General features: G+C 71.8%; 19 protein-coding genes and 1 pseudogene. 14 read left to right on the forward strand and 6 right to left on the reverse strand.

Features of this window, described 5'->3' with window-relative positions; translation table 11 throughout:
* Positions 1-41 precede the first annotated feature (41 nt).
* The 4 genes from ACFWP3_RS07560 to ACFWP3_RS07575 all read left to right on the forward strand — a co-directional run bounded on the left by ACFWP3_RS07560 (position 42) and on the right by ACFWP3_RS07575 (position 3,993).
* Complete coding sequence (locus ACFWP3_RS07560) at positions 42-1,448, forward strand: DUF6421 family protein (protein ID WP_384217219.1); 1,407 nt, start codon at positions 42-44, stop codon at positions 1,446-1,448.
* Positions 1,449-1,474: 26 nt separating this feature from the next.
* On the forward strand, positions 1,475-2,236 hold the full coding sequence (locus ACFWP3_RS07565) for an SDR family NAD(P)-dependent oxidoreductase (RefSeq protein WP_384217221.1): 762 nt from the start codon (positions 1,475-1,477) through the stop codon (positions 2,234-2,236).
* Positions 2,215-3,309, forward strand: coding sequence for a threonine aldolase family protein (locus ACFWP3_RS07570; RefSeq protein ID WP_384217223.1), 1,095 nt, complete (start codon positions 2,215-2,217; stop codon positions 3,307-3,309). The genes ACFWP3_RS07565 and ACFWP3_RS07570 overlap by 22 nt, the downstream gene beginning before the upstream one ends.
* A gap of 81 nt (positions 3,310-3,390) precedes the next feature.
* On the forward strand, positions 3,391-3,993 hold the full coding sequence (locus ACFWP3_RS07575; RefSeq protein WP_384217225.1) for a transglutaminase family protein: 603 nt from the start codon (positions 3,391-3,393) through the stop codon (positions 3,991-3,993).
* On the opposite strand, the gene ACFWP3_RS07580 is transcribed toward ACFWP3_RS07575, so the two are convergent.
* Entirely contained in the window at positions 3,929-5,167 is a 1,239-nt protein-coding gene (locus tag ACFWP3_RS07580) for an MFS transporter (RefSeq protein WP_384217227.1), read from the reverse strand. The two genes, ACFWP3_RS07575 and ACFWP3_RS07580, sit on opposite strands and share 65 nt — an antisense overlap.
* 80 nt (positions 5,168-5,247) lie before the next feature.
* Between ACFWP3_RS07580 and ACFWP3_RS07585 the strand changes: the two genes are divergently transcribed.
* Both ACFWP3_RS07585 and ACFWP3_RS07590 read left to right on the forward strand, forming a co-directional pair.
* Complete coding sequence (locus ACFWP3_RS07585; RefSeq protein WP_384217230.1) at positions 5,248-5,799, forward strand: CGNR zinc finger domain-containing protein; 552 nt, start codon at positions 5,248-5,250, stop codon at positions 5,797-5,799.
* A gap of 24 nt (positions 5,800-5,823) precedes the next feature.
* Entirely contained in the window at positions 5,824-5,964 is a 141-nt protein-coding gene (locus ACFWP3_RS07590; protein ID WP_384217232.1) for a hypothetical protein, read from the forward strand.
* A gap of 69 nt (positions 5,965-6,033) precedes the next feature.
* On the opposite strand, the gene ACFWP3_RS07595 is transcribed toward ACFWP3_RS07590, so the two are convergent.
* The gene (locus tag ACFWP3_RS07595; RefSeq protein ID WP_384217234.1) at positions 6,034-6,756 is read right to left on the reverse strand and encodes a lysophospholipid acyltransferase family protein; all 723 of its coding nucleotides are present in this window, start codon (positions 6,754-6,756) and stop codon (positions 6,034-6,036) included.
* 236 nt (positions 6,757-6,992) lie between these two features.
* Between ACFWP3_RS07595 and ACFWP3_RS07600 the strand changes: the two genes are divergently transcribed.
* From ACFWP3_RS07600 to ACFWP3_RS07620, 5 genes are all read left to right on the forward strand, one after another.
* Positions 6,993-7,346, forward strand: coding sequence for a TlpA family protein disulfide reductase (locus ACFWP3_RS07600; RefSeq protein WP_384217237.1), 354 nt, complete (start codon positions 6,993-6,995; stop codon positions 7,344-7,346).
* Between the two features lie 252 nt (positions 7,347-7,598).
* Entirely contained in the window at positions 7,599-8,126 is a 528-nt protein-coding gene (locus ACFWP3_RS07605) for a flavin reductase family protein (protein WP_384217239.1), read from the forward strand.
* 200 nt (positions 8,127-8,326) lie between these two features.
* On the forward strand, positions 8,327-9,112 hold the full coding sequence (locus ACFWP3_RS07610) for an electron transfer flavoprotein subunit beta/FixA family protein (protein ID WP_384217241.1): 786 nt from the start codon (positions 8,327-8,329) through the stop codon (positions 9,110-9,112).
* 60 nt (positions 9,113-9,172) lie between these two features.
* The gene (locus ACFWP3_RS07615; RefSeq protein WP_384217243.1) at positions 9,173-10,147 is read left to right on the forward strand and encodes an electron transfer flavoprotein subunit alpha/FixB family protein; all 975 of its coding nucleotides are present in this window, start codon (positions 9,173-9,175) and stop codon (positions 10,145-10,147) included.
* Between the two features lie 171 nt (positions 10,148-10,318).
* On the forward strand, positions 10,319-11,617 hold the full coding sequence (locus tag ACFWP3_RS07620) for a DUF6986 family protein (protein WP_384217245.1): 1,299 nt from the start codon (positions 10,319-10,321) through the stop codon (positions 11,615-11,617).
* Positions 11,618-11,702: 85 nt separating this feature from the next.
* Here the strand turns inward: ACFWP3_RS07620 and ACFWP3_RS07625 are convergent, their stop codons facing one another.
* The gene (locus tag ACFWP3_RS07625; protein ID WP_384217343.1) at positions 11,703-12,707 is read right to left on the reverse strand and encodes a LacI family DNA-binding transcriptional regulator; all 1,005 of its coding nucleotides are present in this window, start codon (positions 12,705-12,707) and stop codon (positions 11,703-11,705) included.
* Positions 12,708-13,367: 660 nt separating this feature from the next.
* Positions 13,368-14,095 (reverse strand): annotated as a pseudogene (locus ACFWP3_RS07630) (ISAzo13 family transposase); the annotation flags it as partial.
* A 15-nt stretch (positions 14,096-14,110) separates the two neighbouring features.
* Here ACFWP3_RS07630 and ACFWP3_RS07635 point away from each other — a divergent pair.
* A complete protein-coding gene (locus ACFWP3_RS07635) occupies positions 14,111-14,377 on the forward strand; it encodes a hypothetical protein (RefSeq protein ID WP_384217247.1) in 267 nt (88 codons plus the stop codon).
* A 76-nt stretch (positions 14,378-14,453) separates the two neighbouring features.
* Here ACFWP3_RS07635 and ACFWP3_RS07640 read toward each other — a convergent pair whose 3' ends face one another.
* Positions 14,454-15,347 carry a carbon-nitrogen hydrolase family protein gene (locus ACFWP3_RS07640; protein WP_384217250.1) on the reverse strand — a complete coding sequence of 298 codons (894 nt, stop codon included), beginning with the start codon at positions 15,345-15,347 and terminating at the stop codon, positions 14,454-14,456.
* A 175-nt stretch (positions 15,348-15,522) separates the two neighbouring features.
* Here ACFWP3_RS07640 and ACFWP3_RS07645 point away from each other — a divergent pair, with 175 nt between their 5' ends.
* Together ACFWP3_RS07645 and ACFWP3_RS07650 are read left to right on the forward strand one after the other, a co-directional pair.
* Positions 15,523-15,894 (forward strand): NUDIX domain-containing protein, encoded by a 372-nt coding sequence (locus ACFWP3_RS07645; RefSeq protein WP_384217345.1) that lies wholly within the window; start codon positions 15,523-15,525, stop codon positions 15,892-15,894.
* Entirely contained in the window at positions 15,809-15,988 is a 180-nt protein-coding gene (locus tag ACFWP3_RS07650; RefSeq protein WP_384217252.1) for a hypothetical protein, read from the forward strand. Before ACFWP3_RS07645 ends, ACFWP3_RS07650 begins: the two co-directional genes overlap by 86 nt.
* A 70-nt stretch (positions 15,989-16,058) precedes the next feature.
* On the opposite strand, the gene ACFWP3_RS07655 is transcribed toward ACFWP3_RS07650, so the two are convergent.
* Positions 16,059-16,826 carry a hypothetical protein gene (locus ACFWP3_RS07655; RefSeq protein WP_384217254.1) on the reverse strand — a complete coding sequence of 256 codons (768 nt, stop codon included), beginning with the start codon at positions 16,824-16,826 and terminating at the stop codon, positions 16,059-16,061.
* Positions 16,827-16,833: the final 7 nt, after the last annotated feature.

A 16,833-nucleotide genomic window follows, 5' to 3' on the forward strand; every position in this document is an offset into this window, starting at 1 on the left:
TACGCTGCCTTGACGTGAGGTTCTCCTGTGGAGGAAGTGACATGACGGAAACTCTTGTGCCGGGTGCCCGCGGTGCCGTGATAGCCGCCGGGGCGCGGGTGGTCGACCACCCCGCGTGGCCCGCGCTCAAGGCCGCCGTGGAGGAGATCCGCCCCTGGCAGGCCAAGGACGGCTCCATCGACTTCGAGGCCGCCGCTGCCCCCACCCGCTCCGAGGCCGCGGCCGCGGTCGAGTGCGTGATCGAGGGCGTCGAGGCGCTCTCGCCGCAGCTCCCGCACGCCACGGCGTACCACCAGGCGCTCGTCGGGGACCTGCGCAAGTGGGCCGCCGACGGCTTTGGGGTGCCCGACTTCCTCGACTCGCTGCTGGCCTTCCAGCCGGCCGCCGAGCGCACCGACGGGCTCCAGCACCTCGTGGTCTTCCCCATGTACACGCAGAACGGCAACCCGGACCGCAACCTGGAGGCCGTCGTCCTGCGCATGGTGTGGCCCGAGTGGCTCGCCGAGCTCGAGCGCACCCGGTACGACAACCCGCTCTTCCTCGGCATCACCTTCGAGGACTTCACCCCGGGCTACGACACCAACTCCGCCGTGCTCTTCCCGGAGACCATCGCCGTGCGCGAGGCCCCCGAGCGCTTCACCTGGGGCGGCATCTTCTGCGACCGCGAGGCCGCCCGCTACCGCAAGGTCACCGAGGCCGCGGTCGACATCCTGGGCATCGAGCTGCCCGAGGACATCGCCGCCATGATCGGGGACCAGGAGCGCTGCGAGAAGGCCTTCGTCCTGTGGGACATGGTCCACGACCGCACCCACAGCCACGGCGACCTGCCGTTCGACCCCTTCATGATCAAGCAGCGCCAGCCGTTCTGGATGTACGGCCTGGAAGAGCTGCGCTGCGACCTCACCGCCTTCAAGGAGGCCGTGAAGCTGGAGTCCGAGGGCAACGAGCACGGCCGCGACGTCCAGTACGCCGTCCTGTTCGACCGGATGTTCCGCTTCCCCGTCTCCGGCGACCGCACCCGCAACTACGACGGTCTCGGCGGCCAGCTGCTCTTCGCGTACCTCCACAAGCACGACGTCGTGCGCTGGACGGACAACAAGCTGAAGATCGACTGGATGCGTGCCCCGCAGGTCACCAACCAGCTGTGCGCCGAGATCGAGGACCTCTACCGGGCCGGCATCGACCGCCCGAAGCTCGTCCACTGGTTCAAGGCCTACGAGCTGGTCTCCACGTACCTGGCCCCGCACCCGGGATCCAAGTGGGCCAAGGGTCCCGACGCCCTCGACATGACGCAGCCTCCGCGCAAGCTCGTGGACGACGTGCTTCCCGACGAGTTTCCGCTCAGCATGTTCTATGAGGCGCTCGCCAAGAAGCTCAAGGGCGTGATCGCCTCCACCAAGGGCATCACCGCCCTCAACGCCGAGCACGCCGAGCGGGTCGCCGCGTGAGCGACCGCCCACAGGAGGCTGTACAGATGAACGGCTCCGGGAACGGCAACGGAAAGCTGCACGGAGCGGTAGTGGCGGTGGCCGGGGCCGGTGGCCCCGCCGGCCGCGCCACCCTGCTCCGCCTCGCCGAGGCGGGTGCCGTGGTCGTCGCGTCCGACGCCGATCCGGCGCGGCTCGCCGAAGCGGTCGACGCCGCGCGCTACGCCCACGGCGGCGCCACCATCACCGGTGACACCGTGGACCTGCTCGACCTGGCCGCCACCCAGGCCTGGGCCGAGCAGACCGAGAAGGAGTTCGGCCGGATCGACGGGCTGGTCCACCTCGTCGGCGGCTGGCGCGGCAGCAAGACCTTCACCGATGTCGACCTCGCGGACTGGACCTTCCTGGAGAAGCTCCTCATCCGCACGGTCCAGCACACCTCGCTCGCCTTCCACGACGGACTGCTGCGCAGCGACCGCGGCCGGTACGTCCTGGTCAGCCAGTCCGGCGCGCACAAGCCGGTCGCCAACAACGCCGCGTACAACGCCGGCAAGGCGGCCGCCGAGGCCTGGACCCTGGCCCTCGCGGATTCCTTCCGCAAGGCGGGGGGCGAGGACGGCCCCGGCGCGGCGGCTGCGATCCTGGTCATCAAGGCACTGGTGCACGACGCGATGCGCGCCGAGCGTCCCAATGCGAAGTTCGCGGGCTTCACCGACGTCAAGGAGCTGGCCGAGGCCATCGCCGGCGTCTGGGAGCGACCCGCCATCGATGTGAACGGACAGCGTCTGTGGCTCACTCCGCAACCGTGAGAACCGATGCCGGGAAGACCGACGCCCGGCGCCACCACAACCCGGCGGTTCGCGGTTTCGCAAGCGACAACTACGCGGGGGTCCACCCCGAGGTCCTCGCCGCCGTCGCGCTGGCGAACGGCGGCCACCAGGTCTCGTACGGCGAGGACGAGTACACCGAACACCTGCAGAAGATCTTCCGCAGCCACTTCGGGCCGTACGCACAGGCCTTCCCGGTCTTCAACGGCACGGGCGCCAACGTCGTCGCCCTGCAGGCCATGACCGACCGGTGGGGCGCCGTGATCTGCGCCAAGAGCGCCCACATCAACGTGGACGAGGGCGGCGCGCCGGAGCGGATGGCGGGCCTCAAGCTGCTCGCCGTCCCCACCCCGGACGGCAAGCTCACCCCCGAGCTGATCGACCAGGAGGCCTGGGGCTTCGAGGACGAGCACCGGGCGATGCCCCAGGTCGTCTCGATCACCCAGAACACCGAACTCGGCACGGTCTACACCCCGGACGAGATCAGGGCGATCTGCGAGCACGCGCACGGCCTGGGCATGAAGGTGCACCTCGACGGCGCCCGGATAGCCAACGCCGCGGCCTCGCTCGACGTGCCGATGCGCACCTTCACGAACACCGTCGGCGTGGACGTGCTGTCGTACGGCGGCACCAAGAACGGCATGATGTTCGGCGAGGCCGTGGTGGTGCTCAACCCGGACGCGGTCCGGCAGATGAAGCACATCCGCAAGATGTCGATGCAGCTCGCGTCCAAGATGCGGTTCGTCTCGGTCCAGCTGGAGGCGCTGCTCGCCAAGGACCTGTGGCTGCGCAACGCCCGGCACGCCAACGCGATGGCGCAGCGCCTCGCGGCGGGCGTGCGCGAGACGGACGGCGTGGAGATCCTCTACCCGGTGCAGGCGAACGCGGTGTTCGCGCGGCTGCCGCACGAGGTCACGCGGCGGCTCCAGGAGCGCTACCGCTTCTACTTCTGGGACGAGGCCGCCGGCGATGTCCGCTGGATGTGCGGCTTCGACACCCAGGAAGAGGACGTCGACGGCTTCCTCCAGGCGCTGAAGGAAGAGCTGGCGCGCTGACCCCGGCCGTCCGCCCTGCCCCGTCCCACCCCGCATAAATCGATAGGTGTGCGGAAGGTCGCATAGGTATGCTCCTGGATCATGGAACTGATCCAGGAGCAGCCCGACCTGGCCGCCTATCTGGCGGCTGACGAAGCCGTGGACCACGAGCACCCGCTGGTCCGTGAGACCGCCGACGCCTTCTGGACCGCCACGGACGGCGACCCGTACGCCTACGCCGAAGCCGTCTTCGAGTTCGTCCGCGACGCCGTCCCGCACTCCGCCGACTCCGGTGACCCGCGCGTCACCTGGCGCGCCTCCGACGTCCTGGCCACCCGCAACGGCATCTGCTACGCCAAGTCCCACGCCCTCGCCGCCCTGCTGCGCGCCCAGGGCATCCCGGCCGCCCTGTGCTACCAGCTCCTCGCCGACGACGACGGATCGAATCCGGTCGTCCACGGCCTCGTCGCGCTCCGGCTCCCCGGCGCCGCGAGCTGGTCCCGGGTGGACCCGCGCGGCAACAAGCCGGGCGTGGACGCCCGGTTCAGCCTCGACACGGAGCAACTGGCCTTCCCCGTACGCCCGGAGCTCGGCGAGATCGACTACCCCGGCCTGTACGCCGCCCCGCACCCGGCCGCGCTCAAGGCGCTCCAGGACTCCGCCGACCGGCCGCAGTTGTGGGAGAACCTGCCGACGGGTCTGTGACCGCGGCCGCCCGAGCGGGCTTCCCGGCCCCCGTCAGCACGTGCAGCAGGGCCGCCGCGAGCTGGAGTCCGGCGATCCCGGTCAGCAGCGTCCACGCGGGTGCTTCGGCCGCGAAGCCCACCAGGGCCGCCCCGGCCGACGCCGCCGTCACCTTCAGCCCGGCGCCCAGGGTGAACACCTGCGTCCGGACCGCGTCGGGGGCGTGCTCCGAGCGGATCCGCAGGGTGGCCGTGAGCAGCGGCCCGTCGCACACCCCGGCCACCGCGAACAGGGCCACCGTGGCGGCCAGGGAGGGCGCGAACGCGGCGGCGGCCAGCGCCGCCCCGGTCCCGGCCAGCGCCCACCGCACCAGCCGGCCCGGCTCCACGGCCGTCATCCGGCCCAGCGTCAGCGAGCCGGCCAGGGCGCCCAGCGCGAAGGCCGTCATCAGCACGCCCCCGGCGCCCGGGCTGCCGAGCCCGGCGGCCAGCAGGACCGAGGTGGTGGTGAGCGAGCCGATCCCCACGAACGCCAGGGTCGTCGCCGAGGTGACCGCCCGCAGCTCCCGGACCCGCCACAGGGCGGCGAGCCCGGCCCCCAGCCCGGCCCGGGGCCCCTCCTGGGGCGCGCCCGCGCCCGGGATCCCATACGGGAGGGTCGCGGCGAGCGCGGCCGCCAGCGCGCCCGACACCGCCAGCACCGCCATGGCCGGAGCCGCCGAGCCCAGTGCCGTGGCCAGGCTGACCGCCGCCGGCGCGGTCACCGAGGCCGCGTTGTAGGTCGAGGCGTCCCAGCCGTAGGCGCGGTCGCGCCCGGCGCCCGCCGGGACCAGCCCGGTGACCAGGCTCGACAGCCCGCCCGTCACCATCGGCCCGCAGCTGCCGCCGAGCGCCGCCACCGCGAGCACCAGTGGCAGCGGGGCCCGCCCGAGCAGCAGGGCCAGCGCCACCACGGCGGCCGTGAACCCGGCCAGGGTGCCGACGTGGAAGAGCCGGGGCCGGGCGGTGCGGCCCGCGGCGGCGCCCGCGAGCGGAGCCGCCAGTACGTGCGGCGCGAGCCAGGCCGTCAGGACGAACGCCCCGTACGAGGCGCTCCCGGTGCGCTCCAGGGCGAGCAGGACCACGGCCATGCCCATGCCCTCGGAGGCGAACCGCGCGGCGAGCGCCGCCGCCAGGTACCGCCCGAACCCGCTCATCCCGGCCCCTCCCCGCTGCGGTAACGTGATAACAGCTCAAGACGTTACGTCATTCGGGTGTACGGGGAAAGGATCCAGGCATGGCGGACCCGCGAGGGGGCTTCTCGGCGGCCCGGCGGCTGATCGACCTCGCCGAGGCGGTCCGCGCGGACCCCGAACTGCCGCGCACCGCGCTCGCGGAGCTGCTCGCCGGGCACGGGGAGCGCCCGGCGGACCTGACCGGGGAGGCGTTCCCCGAGGCCGGCGCCGCCGAACTGCGGGCCGCCGCCCGGCGGATGGCGGAGGTCCTGCGCGAGAGCGACGAGGACCGGGCCGCCGGGGCCCTCAACGCGCTGCTGGAGGAGTGCGCCACCCGGCCCCGGCTCACCCGGCACGACGGGTACCCCTGGCACCTGCACGTGGACCGCGGCGGGGAGGCGGGCTGGGGCGACTGGTTCCTGGCCTCGGGCGCCCTCGCGCTCGCCCAGCTGCTCACCGAGTACGGCCGGATCGCGTGGGGGTCCTGCGCCGCCGAGGGCTGCGGGCGGTTCTTCCTCGCCACCGGGCCGGGCAGCGTGCGCCGCTACTGCTCGACCACGTGCGCCGGCCGCTCGCGGGTGGCGGCGCACCGCCGCCGCAAGCGCGAAGCCTGACGGGGCGGGATCGCCGCCGCGGCCATGCACGTCGCCGAGACCTCGAGGATCCAGGGCCGTGACCTGTACCCGCAGTTCAAGGACCGCTTCCGGCACGCGCTGGGCTTCCACGCCACGTACGAACTCGGCGAGGCCGTGCCGTCCTGCGCCGAGAACCCCAACTGAGCGTCGGCGGCAGGCGCAAGCGCGGCCCCGCCCCCTCGGAAGGGGGCGGGGCCGCGCGACGCGGTGCCGTCAGCCGGCTTCCTTGACCTGGGCCGCGGTCGGAGCGGTGCCGCCCAGGTGGGCCGGCAGCCACCAGGAGTCGGAGGCGTCCTTGGGCTTGTCCGGGTAGGCGCGCTGCGCCGCGTCGAGCAGCTCCTGCACGCGCTCGCGCAGGCGGCGGGTGATGGCCCCGGCGTACTGGTCGGCGGGCGCCTCGATCGGCTCGCCGACCCGCATCGTCACCGGGATGTGGCTGCGCTTCAGGTTCTTCGGACGGCCCTTGGTCCACAGCCGCTGGGTGCCCCACAGCGCCACCGGGATCAGCGGGACCCCGGCCTCCTGGGCCATGCGAGCCGCACCCGACTTGAAGCTCTTGAGGGTGAAGGACTGGGAGATCGTCGCCTCGGGGAACACCCCGATGATCTCGCCGGCGCGCAGGGAGTCCAGGGCGTGCTCGTAGGCCGTCTCACCCTGCTTGCGGTCCACCGGGATGTGCTTCATCGCGCGCATCAGCGGACCGGACACCTTGTGCCGGAACACCGACTCCTTCGCCATGAAGCGCACCAGGCGCTTCTGCGGCCGCGCGGTCAGGCCGGCGAAGATGAAGTCGAGGTAGCCGATGTGGTTCGACACCAGGACCGCCCCGCCCTTGCGGGGGATGTTCTCGGTGCCCTTCATGTCGATCCGGATGTCCAGCGCGCGGAACAGTCCGTGCGCGGCGCCGATCACGGGAGGGTAGACGAGCTCAGCCATGGTGGGGAGACCCCGCTTTCTGCCTGGGGAGGTGCTCCCGGCTGGAAGTTACGGAAGCGTAGGTACGCGACCCATGGGGGATCGTGCCCCAAACGCGGGCTGCTGGCCAGCCCAGACGACCGTGCCCGGCGAGATTCTCGTCACGCCGGGAATGCGGCTGCTCCGCAGGGCGCTGCGATCAGAGTACGAGCGTACGAGCATGGGGTGCGTAAGCGAAGACGGCGAGGGGAGCGCGGGTGCGCGGGCAGGACGAGGGGCACCACGGCGGCGCGGGCGGCGGCCGGGGCCCGCTGGGCGCCGCGGAGCTGGGCGCGGAGCCCGGCGAGCGGGCCAGCCTGGTGCAGTTCTCCAGCGCCTTCTGCCAGCCCTGCCGGGCCACCCGGCGGATCCTCGCCGAGGTCGCGGGGATGGTCGAGGGGGTCGCGCACATCGAGATCGACGCCGAGGACCGGCTCGAACTGGTCCGCGCCCTGGGGATCGAGAAGACCCCGACCGTGCTCGTCCTGGACGCGGCGGGCCGGATCGTGCGGCGGGCGGCCGGGATGCCGCGCAAGGCGGACGTGATCGCGGCGCTGGGCGCCGCCGTATGAAGCGGGCGCCGGTGCACGCGCCGCCGCGCGGGCCCGCACGCAGCGTGACGCGCCTGACATCTGACGGATCCCGCTTGACTGTGTACACGGGAGATCGCCACGCTGGCCGTATGCCGTTTGAACTCCTGCTCTACGGACGGGCCCATGTGGATCTCGTCCGCTACGCGAGCGCGCGCTGTCAGGGTCGCTGAACGTCCCGATCCCCGATCCCCGACAGCGCCCGCGTGCTCCGCGGCAGAAGGAAGTACCCCGATGACCGCTCCTGCGGCCCCGACGACCTCGTCCCTCCAGCCCGCCGGCCACCCCGGCTCGCCCGACCTCCTGCGCTCCGTGTTCCGACGGCACGCCGCCGGGGTCGCGGTGATCACCGCGGAGACCTGCGGGCGCCCGGCGGGCTTCACCGCCACTTCGCTCAACTCCGTCTCCGCGGACCCGCCGTTGCTGTCCTTCACCATCGGCACCGGCTCCTCCAGCTGGCCCGCGGTGCGCGACAGCGACCACCTCGGAGTCCACATACTCGGCGAGCACCAGCGGGAGCTGGCGGGCCTCTTCGCCCGGAGCGGGGCGGACCGTTTCGGCGCGGCCACCGGCTGGACCACGGGGCCGCACGGCGTCCCCGTACTGGACGGAGTGCTCGCGTGGCTGGTGTGCCGGGTGGTGGCGAGGGTGCCCGCGGGCGAGCACCGTGTGATCATCGCTGAGGCGGTTGCGGGGGATCCGGCCGGAGAGGGTCGCCCCCTGCTGTACCACCAAGGTCGCTTCAACGCGCTGCGCGACTGAATCGTCCCTGTTGGGGCGGGTCGGGCGGCGTTGGACAGATCACAGTTCGCCGAGCTTGCGCCTTCGCGGGACCCACGGTGTACTGACGAGTAACATTCCCTTCGGAGCGCGGGCCGCCCCGACCGGGATCCGCCCGACAAGGCGCCTATGCTGCCTGCACAAGGCGGTACCAGAAAAGACGATGCGGTAGGAGAGCCGGCGTGAGCCTGAGGATCGTTGTCTGTGTGAAGTACGTGCCCGACGCCACCGGCGACCGGCAGTTCACCGAGGACTTGACCGTCAACCGTGACGACGTCGACGGCCTGCTGTCGGAGCTCGACGAGTACGCCGTCGAGCAGGCGCTGCAGATCGCCGACGAGGCCGACGACGCGGAGATCACCGTCCTGACGGTGGGTCCCGAGGACGCCAAGGACGCGCTGCGCAAGGCGCTGTCGATGGGCGCCGACAAGGCCATCCACGTCGAGGACGACGACCTGCACGGCACCGACGTCATGGGCACCTCGCTGGTGCTCGCCAAGGCGATCGAGAAGGCCGGCTACGACCTGGTCATCACCGGCATGGCCTCGACGGACGGCACCATGGGCGTGCTCCCGGCGATCCTGGCCGAGCGCCTGGGCGTCCCGCAGGTCACCCTGCTCTCCGAGGTCAAGGTCGAGGACGGAACCGTCACGGGCCGCCGCGACGGCGACACCGCGAGCGAGCAGCTGGAGGCCTCCCTCCCCGCGCTCGTCTCGGTGACGGACCAGTCGGGCGAGGCCCGCTACCCGTCCTTCAAGGGCATCATGGCCGCCAAGAAGAAGCCGGTGGAGTCCTGGGACCTGGAGGAGCTGGACATCGAGGCCGACGAGGTCGGTCTGGAAGGCTCCTGGACCAAGGTCGACTCCGCGGCGCAGCGCCCGGCGCGCACCGCCGGCACGATCGTCAAGGACGAGGGCGAGGGCGGCAAGCAGCTGGCCGAGTTCCTGGCCGGCCAGAAGTTCATCTAAGAACCTCGGCCAACCCCTCCATAGCCCCCAGACACTTCGCAATAGCAGGAGAGCAGTCCCATGGCTGAAGTTCTCGTCTACGTCGACCACGTGGACGGCGCCGTCCGCAAGCCCACCCTCGAGCTGCTGACGCTGGCCCGCCGCATCGGCGAGCCCGTCGCCGTCGCCCTGGGCGCCGGTGCCGACGCCACCGCCGCGGTGCTCGCCGAGCACGGCGCGGTCAAGGTCCTCACCGCCGACGCCCCCGAGTTCACCGAGTACCTCGTGGTACCGAAGGTGGACGCGCTCCAGGCCGCGTACGAGCTTGTGTCCGCCGCCGGCTCCCTGGCCGCCGTGCTCGTCCCGTCCTCCGCCGAGGGCAAGGAGATCGCGGCCCGCCTCGCGGTCCGCATCGGCTCCGGCATCATCACCGACGCCATCGACCTGGAGGCGGGTGACGAGGGTCCGGTAGCGACGCAGTCCGCCTTCGCCGCGTCCTTCACCACCAAGTCCCGCGTCTCCAAGGGCACCCCGGTCATCACCGTGAAGCCGAACTCGGCCCCGGTCGAGGCCGCTCCGGCCGCCGGCGCCGTCGAGGCGCTCGCCGTCACCTTCGGCGCCCTGGCCACCGGCACCAAGGTCACCGGCCGCACCCCGCGCGAGTCGACCGGCCGCCCCGAGCTGACCGAGGCCGCGATCGTGGTCTCCGGCGGCCGCGGCGTCAACGGCGCCGAGAACTTCCACATCATCGAGGACCTCGCGGACTCCCTCGGTGCGGCCGTCGGCGCCTCGCGCGCCGCCGTCGACGCGGGCTGGTACCCGCACTCCAACCAGGTCGGCCAGACCGGCAAGTCGGTCTCCCCGCAGCTGTACATCGCCTCCGGCATCTCGGGCGCGATCCAGCACCGGGCCGGCATGCAGACCTCGAAGACCATCGTGGCCATCAACAAGGACGCCGAGGCCCCGATCTTCGACCTGGTCGACTACGGCGTGGTCGGCGACCTCTTCACGGTCGTCCCGCAGCTGACCGACGAGATCAAGGCGCGCAAGGGCTAGTCCCTGACCTGCGTATCTCTCCGTCTCCGGGGCCGTGTGGTGTTTCTCACCGCACGGCCCCGAGTCGTTTCCCCGGGACGGCCGGGGGACCATTGACTGAGCGGAACCCCGTGACTAAATTCTGCTATGCGGATCTAAGCTTCCGTGAAGCGGAAAAGAGGAGAGTGCACGATGGGTCAGCAGGAGAAGGTGGCGACGAGCCTCGCAGGCGCGGTCAGCGAGGGCATCAGCGCCTCCCTCGCCCCGGTGGACGCGGAACTCGCGCGCCACTACCCGGGCGACCCCGGCACCCGCCAGCCCATCCACACCGTCTACGTACCGGGCGACGTGTTCGCCGCGGACACCATCCGCTCCTGGGGCGACCAGGCGCTCGCGGCGCTCGACGAGCACGCCCCGGACGCCGCGACCTTCGCCAAGGTACTGGGCATCTCCGACGAGCTCGCCGTACCGGTCTACGACCGCGTCCGCGCCAAGCTCGCCTCCGAGCCGATCGAGGACCTCCGCGTCGACTTCGAGGACGGTTTCGGCGTCCGCTCCGACGAGGAGGAGGACCAGGCCGCGGCCCGCGCCGCCCGCCTCGTCTCCGAGGCCTTCTCCAACGGCACGAACGCCCCGTACATGGGCATCCGCATGAAGTGCATGGAGTCCAACGTCCGCGACCGCGGCATCCGCACCACCGACATCTTCCTCTCCGGCCTGCTGGAGCACGGCGGCCTCCCCGAGGGCCTCGTCCTGACCCTGCCCAAGGTCACCTACGCCGAGCAGGTCAGCGCCTTCGTCAAGCTGCTGGAGGCCTTCGAGACCGCCCGCGGCCTGCGCCCGGGCCGGATCGGCTTCGAGATCCAGATCGAGACCAGCCAGTCCATCGTCGCCTCCGACGGCACCGCCACGGTCGCCCGGATGATCGAGGCCTCCAAGGGCCGCGCCACCGGCCTGCACTACGGCACCTTCGACTACAGCGCCTGCGTCGGCGTCTCCGCCGCCTACCAGTCGAGCGACCACCCGGCCGCCGACCACGCGAAGGCCATCATGCAGGTCGCGGCCGCCGGCACCGGCGTACGCGTCTCCGACGGCTCGACCAACGTGCTGCCGATCGGCACCACCGAGCACGTCCACGAGGCCTGGAAGCTGCACTACGGCCTGACCCGCCGCGCGCTGGCCCGCGCCTACTACCAGGGCTGGGACATGCACCCGGCGCACCTGCCGACCCGCTACGCGGCCGTTTTCACCTTCTACCGCGAGGGCCTCGAAGCCGCCGCCGCGCGCCTGAAGGCGTACGTCGCCAAGATCGAGGGCGACGTGATGGACGAGCCCGCCACCGCCAAGGCCCTGGCCGGCTACCTGGTGCGCGGCCTGGACTGCGGCGCGGTCGGCGCCGAGGAGGTCACCGCCCTGACCGGCCTGACCCGCGCGGAGCTGGACGCCTTCGCGATCCCGCGCCGCTCGGCGACCCTGACGGCGACCGCCTGAGCCGGGTGATCCGCATGAGGCCCGGCCGGGGACGCCCCGGCCGGGCCCCGCGGTGTCCGGGCGCGTTTGGCCGGGCCGGTGACGGTCAGTCCGCGGGCGGGAATTCGCCCGAGCCGCGGGGGATGAGGCGGGTCGGGAGTTCGATGCGGGCCGGCGGGAGGCCGGCTCCCGCCAGGCGCTGGAACAGGCGGTCCGTGGCCACCCGGCCCAGGGCCGCCGGGTCCTGGGCGACCACCGTCACGCCCGGGCGCAGCAGGTCGGCCAGTTCGAAGTCGTCGAAGCCGACCAGGGCCACCGGGTGCTCCTGCCCCCGCACGCGCTCCCGCTCCGCGAGGACCCGTACGAGCGTGACCGTCACGCGGTTGTTCCCGGCGAACACGGCCGACACCGCCTCCGGGCCCGCGAGCATCGACCGGGCCGCCGCCGCGACCCGTTCGGGGGCCGTGGAGCCGAGCGAGACCCAGGATCCGGCCACCGGAAGACCCGCGTCCGCCATCGCCGCCCGGTAGCCGCGCAGTCGCTCCGTCGCCGTGTGGATGCGCGGGTGGTCGCCGATGAAACCGATCCGGCGGTGGCCGCCCGCGATCAGGTGCGCCACCCCGTCCCGGGCCCCGCCGAAGCTGTCCGACAGGACGACGTCCGCGTCGATCCGGCCGGCCGGGCGGTCCACGAACACCGTGGCCACACCCGCCCTGATCTCCGGCTCCAGGTAGCGGTGGTCGTCGCCCGCCGGAATCACGACCAGCCCGTCCACCCGGCGCGCGCACAGCGCGAGCGCCAGCTCCCGCTCCCGCTCCGGGTCTTCGGCGCTGGAGCCGTTGATGAGCAGCGCCCCGTGCGCGCGGGCCACTTCCTCCACCGCCCGGTTCAGCGGGCCGTAGAACGGGTCGGCGAGGTCCTCCAGGACCAGACCCACCGTCGCGGTACGGCCCTTGCGCAGCACGCGGGCGCTGTCGTTGCGGCGGAAGCCCAGGGCGTCGATGGCCTCCTGGACCCGCCGTTCGGTGTCGGGGGTGACTCCGGCCTCGCCGTTGACCACGCGCGACACCGTTTTCAGGCCCACGCCCGCCCGGGCCGCCACGTCCTTCATGGTGGGCCGGTTTCCGTAACGGGGGTCGGACGGGCGGCGGGTGTGGGGCACGGCGGGGAAACCTCCGGAGGTGTCGGGGCGGGGCGCTGACCTTGAGGATAAGCACTCGGCCGATAGTGAGGTTTCCGTGCCAGGGTGGGACGGGCAAGCCACTGGGGGCTCCGGACGAGCCATGGGGAGAGGGGTAGACGTGATTGTCTGGATCAACGGCTGTGTCGGCATAAGGCCAGGTCGGCGTCCTGCCTGCTTCTATTCGCTCTGAAACCTGGCCTTACTTAGCTATAGCTAGCCTTGGCTAGTCTTGATTAGGAAGATCTTTCTCCCATCCGTCTCCCATGGGGGACGGATGGGAGACGGCTGCGATGGAGCTCTAGATCCGGGACCGTTCGGTCAACCAGGGGCGCCGTGAGCTATCGACGCCGAGGGGACTCGGGCCCGCCGGGCTGCACCCAACAAGGCGATCAACGGCGTTCTGACGCTCATGGCTTCCAGGGCGCGAGCCCGAAGGACTCCCGCAGCGAGAGGGCTAACACTAGGGCGCGGCTGGGAAGGGCCACACGGGCTGCTCTGACTGCCGAGGTCGCCTCACTACGATCACGGCCGACATAGCCCCGTCGGCCAGTGTCTCTGCGAAGCGCCGCGCACTGGTTGCCCCAGCTAGCGGCGGATCGATTCCACCGTGAACGCGGCGGTGTCGTGATCGGTGCCGACGTTGACCCAGCCGGTGTTCGCCGCGAGGTCGTAGACCCCGTACGGGATCGCCTTCCCCAGCTGCGGGTCGGCGAAGTCATGCATGGTCACCGGTACCGGATCACCGGCCGGTCGCCACTGGCGGCCGTCGTTCTTGAAGTCACCGACGAGTTACTTCTTCTTGGTGTCCACGCTGATGACCGGCTGGCCGGCGTCCCGGTGCTTGCGGGCCTGCTCGTTGAGGTAGCGGAACTGTGCGTCCCGGTCGACGTGCTGGCTGCCGTTGGCCTGCAGGCTGAAGCCTTCCTCCCGCAGCAGACCTGCGACGGTGTCCGCGCTGACCCGGTGCCCGGCCCGGGTCAGTTCCCTCGCAAGTGCACGGGTTGACTTCACCGTCCATCGCAGCGGCGGCATCGGATCACCCCGCACATTCGGCTCGACCAGCGCCAGCAGAGCCGGCCGTAGCCCCGGATTGAGTTCCGCGACCCGTTTGCGGCCCCCGTCCGGACGCCGCACCCGGCCCAGGGGATCCGCGCTGGCCTCCAGCTCGAACACGCCTTTGCGGACCGTCGTCTCGCTGACCGCGGCCGCCAGTGCGAGACCCGGACGCCGCCGTGCCCGGCCAGGGCGCTCTGGGCATCCAGATCCGCGGCAACCAGCAGGAGTTGCGGACGCTGCTGGAACGGGCGGGCGACCATACGGTCCACGCAGCGGTGCGGGCCGAGCGGAGCATGCTCGCCGATCTCCACGGCGGATGCAGCGTCCCGGTGGGCGCCTACGTGACCCACGAGCCGGAAGGCCGGCTGCTCCTCACCGGACAGGTCGTGTCCCTGGATGGAGCCGTCCGGCTCACCGCCGCCTCCACCGGTCGTGCTGACGATCCGGAGAAGCTCGGTGCGACGGTCGCACAGGAGCTCCTCGACCAGGGGGCACGGGACATCCTCGCGGAGACCCACCCTGCGGCCGCCGGCGCACGGTAGGCCGCCCCCGGGGGCAGAGCACCGCGATCCGGCACGCCGCCGGGAAGCTCTGGCAGGTCAAGTGCGCGGGGCGGTCTCAGAAGGCCGTGCGGATGTCGCTGCGCGGATCCCCGGTCACCAGCCGGTCCTCGTAGAGCCCGTCCTGCGCCAGGCGGCGCCAGGGCCGGGCGTACCGAAGAGCCACGTCGATGTCCGGGGCGGCCGAATCGAGGTCGATGTCAGCGACCGCCAGAGCGGGCTGTCCGTCGGCGGGGCACTGTGCCAGCCACCGGCCGCCCGGCGCCACGATCCCGGACGGCACCGTGGCGCTGAACTGCGCTGGCACGGCGTAGCCCAACCAGTAGCTGTACAGCGTCCCGTAGGCCTGGGCGACGCGCGCCCTCGGAGCATCGTCGACCATCACGGAGAGCAGGACGCAGTCGACGTCCAAGCGTTCGTACTCGGCGAAGAGCGGCGGGAAGTTCGCCTCGACGCACAGCGCACAGCCGATCCGGATGCCGTCGACCTCGAAGACCACAGGCTCTCGCCCCGGGGTGTACAGGTAGGAGACCTCGGTGTGCGACAGGAACCGCTTGTCGTACCGAGCAACCAGCTCGCCGCGGTCGGAGACGACGAAGAGACTGTTGTGGGGTCGGTTCGGCGGAGTGAGCGGGTGGAGGGACCCGAACGCTGTCCACAGCCGCAGCTGCCCCGCCAGCGCGGCGATCGACTCGGCCTCCTCGCGCATGACGTCCCAGGCGGCACGGCTCCAGTCGGCCGGGACCAGCTTCCCGTCTGGGCCGGCCGCCATCACGTGCTTGCTCGGGTAGGCGATCGCCCCCTCAGGGAACTGCACCAGCCGCGCCCCCGCCCCGGCGGCCTCAGCCATCAGGGACCGGATCTCCTGCCCGGCGGCCCGGAGCGCGCCGCGGTCGGTGGGGTCCTCTGGCACGGTGCTCTGCGCGACGGCCAGCCGCAATGTCCTCGCCATGGCGCGGACGCTACGCGACTTGCTACTGCCCCGGCCCGAAGCTCCGGGCGGCCCGGCCGGATCCGCGCGGGTTCTGTCCGGTTCGCCGACGTCGCTATCACCTTCCTCCCCAACCCCAACGCATCGTTCATCACTACACAGTCGTTGACCATCGACGGCCGCTGGAGATGCCCCACTGACCCACCACGACCACCAGGGAGTAGCCCATGACGGAGCGCATCCGCGCCATCCTGCTCACCACCGTCGGCACCACGCTCGTCATCAACCGCATCCGCCCCGGCATCCCCCGTACCAGGTCCTCGTCGGCGGCGGCGTCGAGCCCGAGGACGCTGACCTGGAAGCCGCATTGCTTCGGGAGGTCCGCGAGGAGATCGCCGGCGAAGCCGTCAACCTGCACCCCTTCTGCCAGCTGGAGAAGACAAGGGCGAGACTGACCACTTCTACCTCGCCCAGATCGTCGTATGGACTTCGACGACCGCGCCGGACCGGAGTTCGCGCGCGACGACCGCGGCGAGTACCTGCTCGAGGAGGTCCCGCTCACCGCTGAAGCCATCGAGGCACTGAACCTGATGCCGCCCCAGGTCAAGGACGCGCTGCTCGACGCGATTCGCGCGAGAAGCCTCACCGCCCCCGTGGCGTAGCCAGCCGCCCCCGTGGCGTAGCAAGCCGCCGCCAGGCCGATCCCACGACGGCGCCCTGTGACCGCGCCGCCTAGACAGTCATGGGGATGAGCGCGGTCCGGTCGGTGTTGGGGATCCACCGGCGGTCCCGAGGGCCGTTGAACACCTCGCGAGGCAGCGGGACGGCCTCAGTGCTGAGCGTCTCGAAGATCTCCAGGAAGAGATCGTCCCCTTCCGGCGCGCCCTGACTCGCCTCGGCGAATGCGGCCACCATCGCCTGGACGTCTTCACCGAACCGCGCCCGGTTCTCGTCGAACCAGGCTCCTGCCCACTGCGCTGCGTGGTCCTCACGGCGCACGACAGCTACGGCGCTGACGTACGGGTGGTCGTTGCGCAGGCTGCCGTTGCGGCCCGCGACGCCGCGGAAGTCGCCCAGCACCCCGTCTGCCAAGACCGGAGCCAGAAGGGTGAGGTCGCCGTACATGGCGGACAGGATCAGGTGCGGGGAGTCGAACGGGATCGGCCGGCCGCCGGGGTTGTCGAGCACGATGACCAGCGGCCAGCCCCGGTCCCTGAGCCCTTTGAGCTGGCCGGCGGCCTTCTTGATCTGCTTGCGGATCGGGGCGAGGGCCTCGGTCAGCGAGCGGGACATCACCTGGCCCGGGACGGTGTTCTCGAACATGCCGTAGGTCTCGAATGCCTTCACCTCCGCGACGAGCGTGTGCTCGCCTGCGGTGATGAGGTAGTCGGGGTGGCGGCCGGTGCCGAACTCGGGCTCCACCTCGAAGGTGTAGCCCCGCTCGCGGAGGTAGCGGGCGACGCGCGCCTCGGCCACGTCGCCGATCCTGGGTGCTTTCACGCGGGCA

Origin of the sequence: Streptomyces sp. NPDC058525 (assembly GCF_042719495.1) — a bacterium.
Taxonomy (GTDB): Bacteria; Actinomycetota; Actinomycetes; order Streptomycetales; family Streptomycetaceae; genus Streptomyces.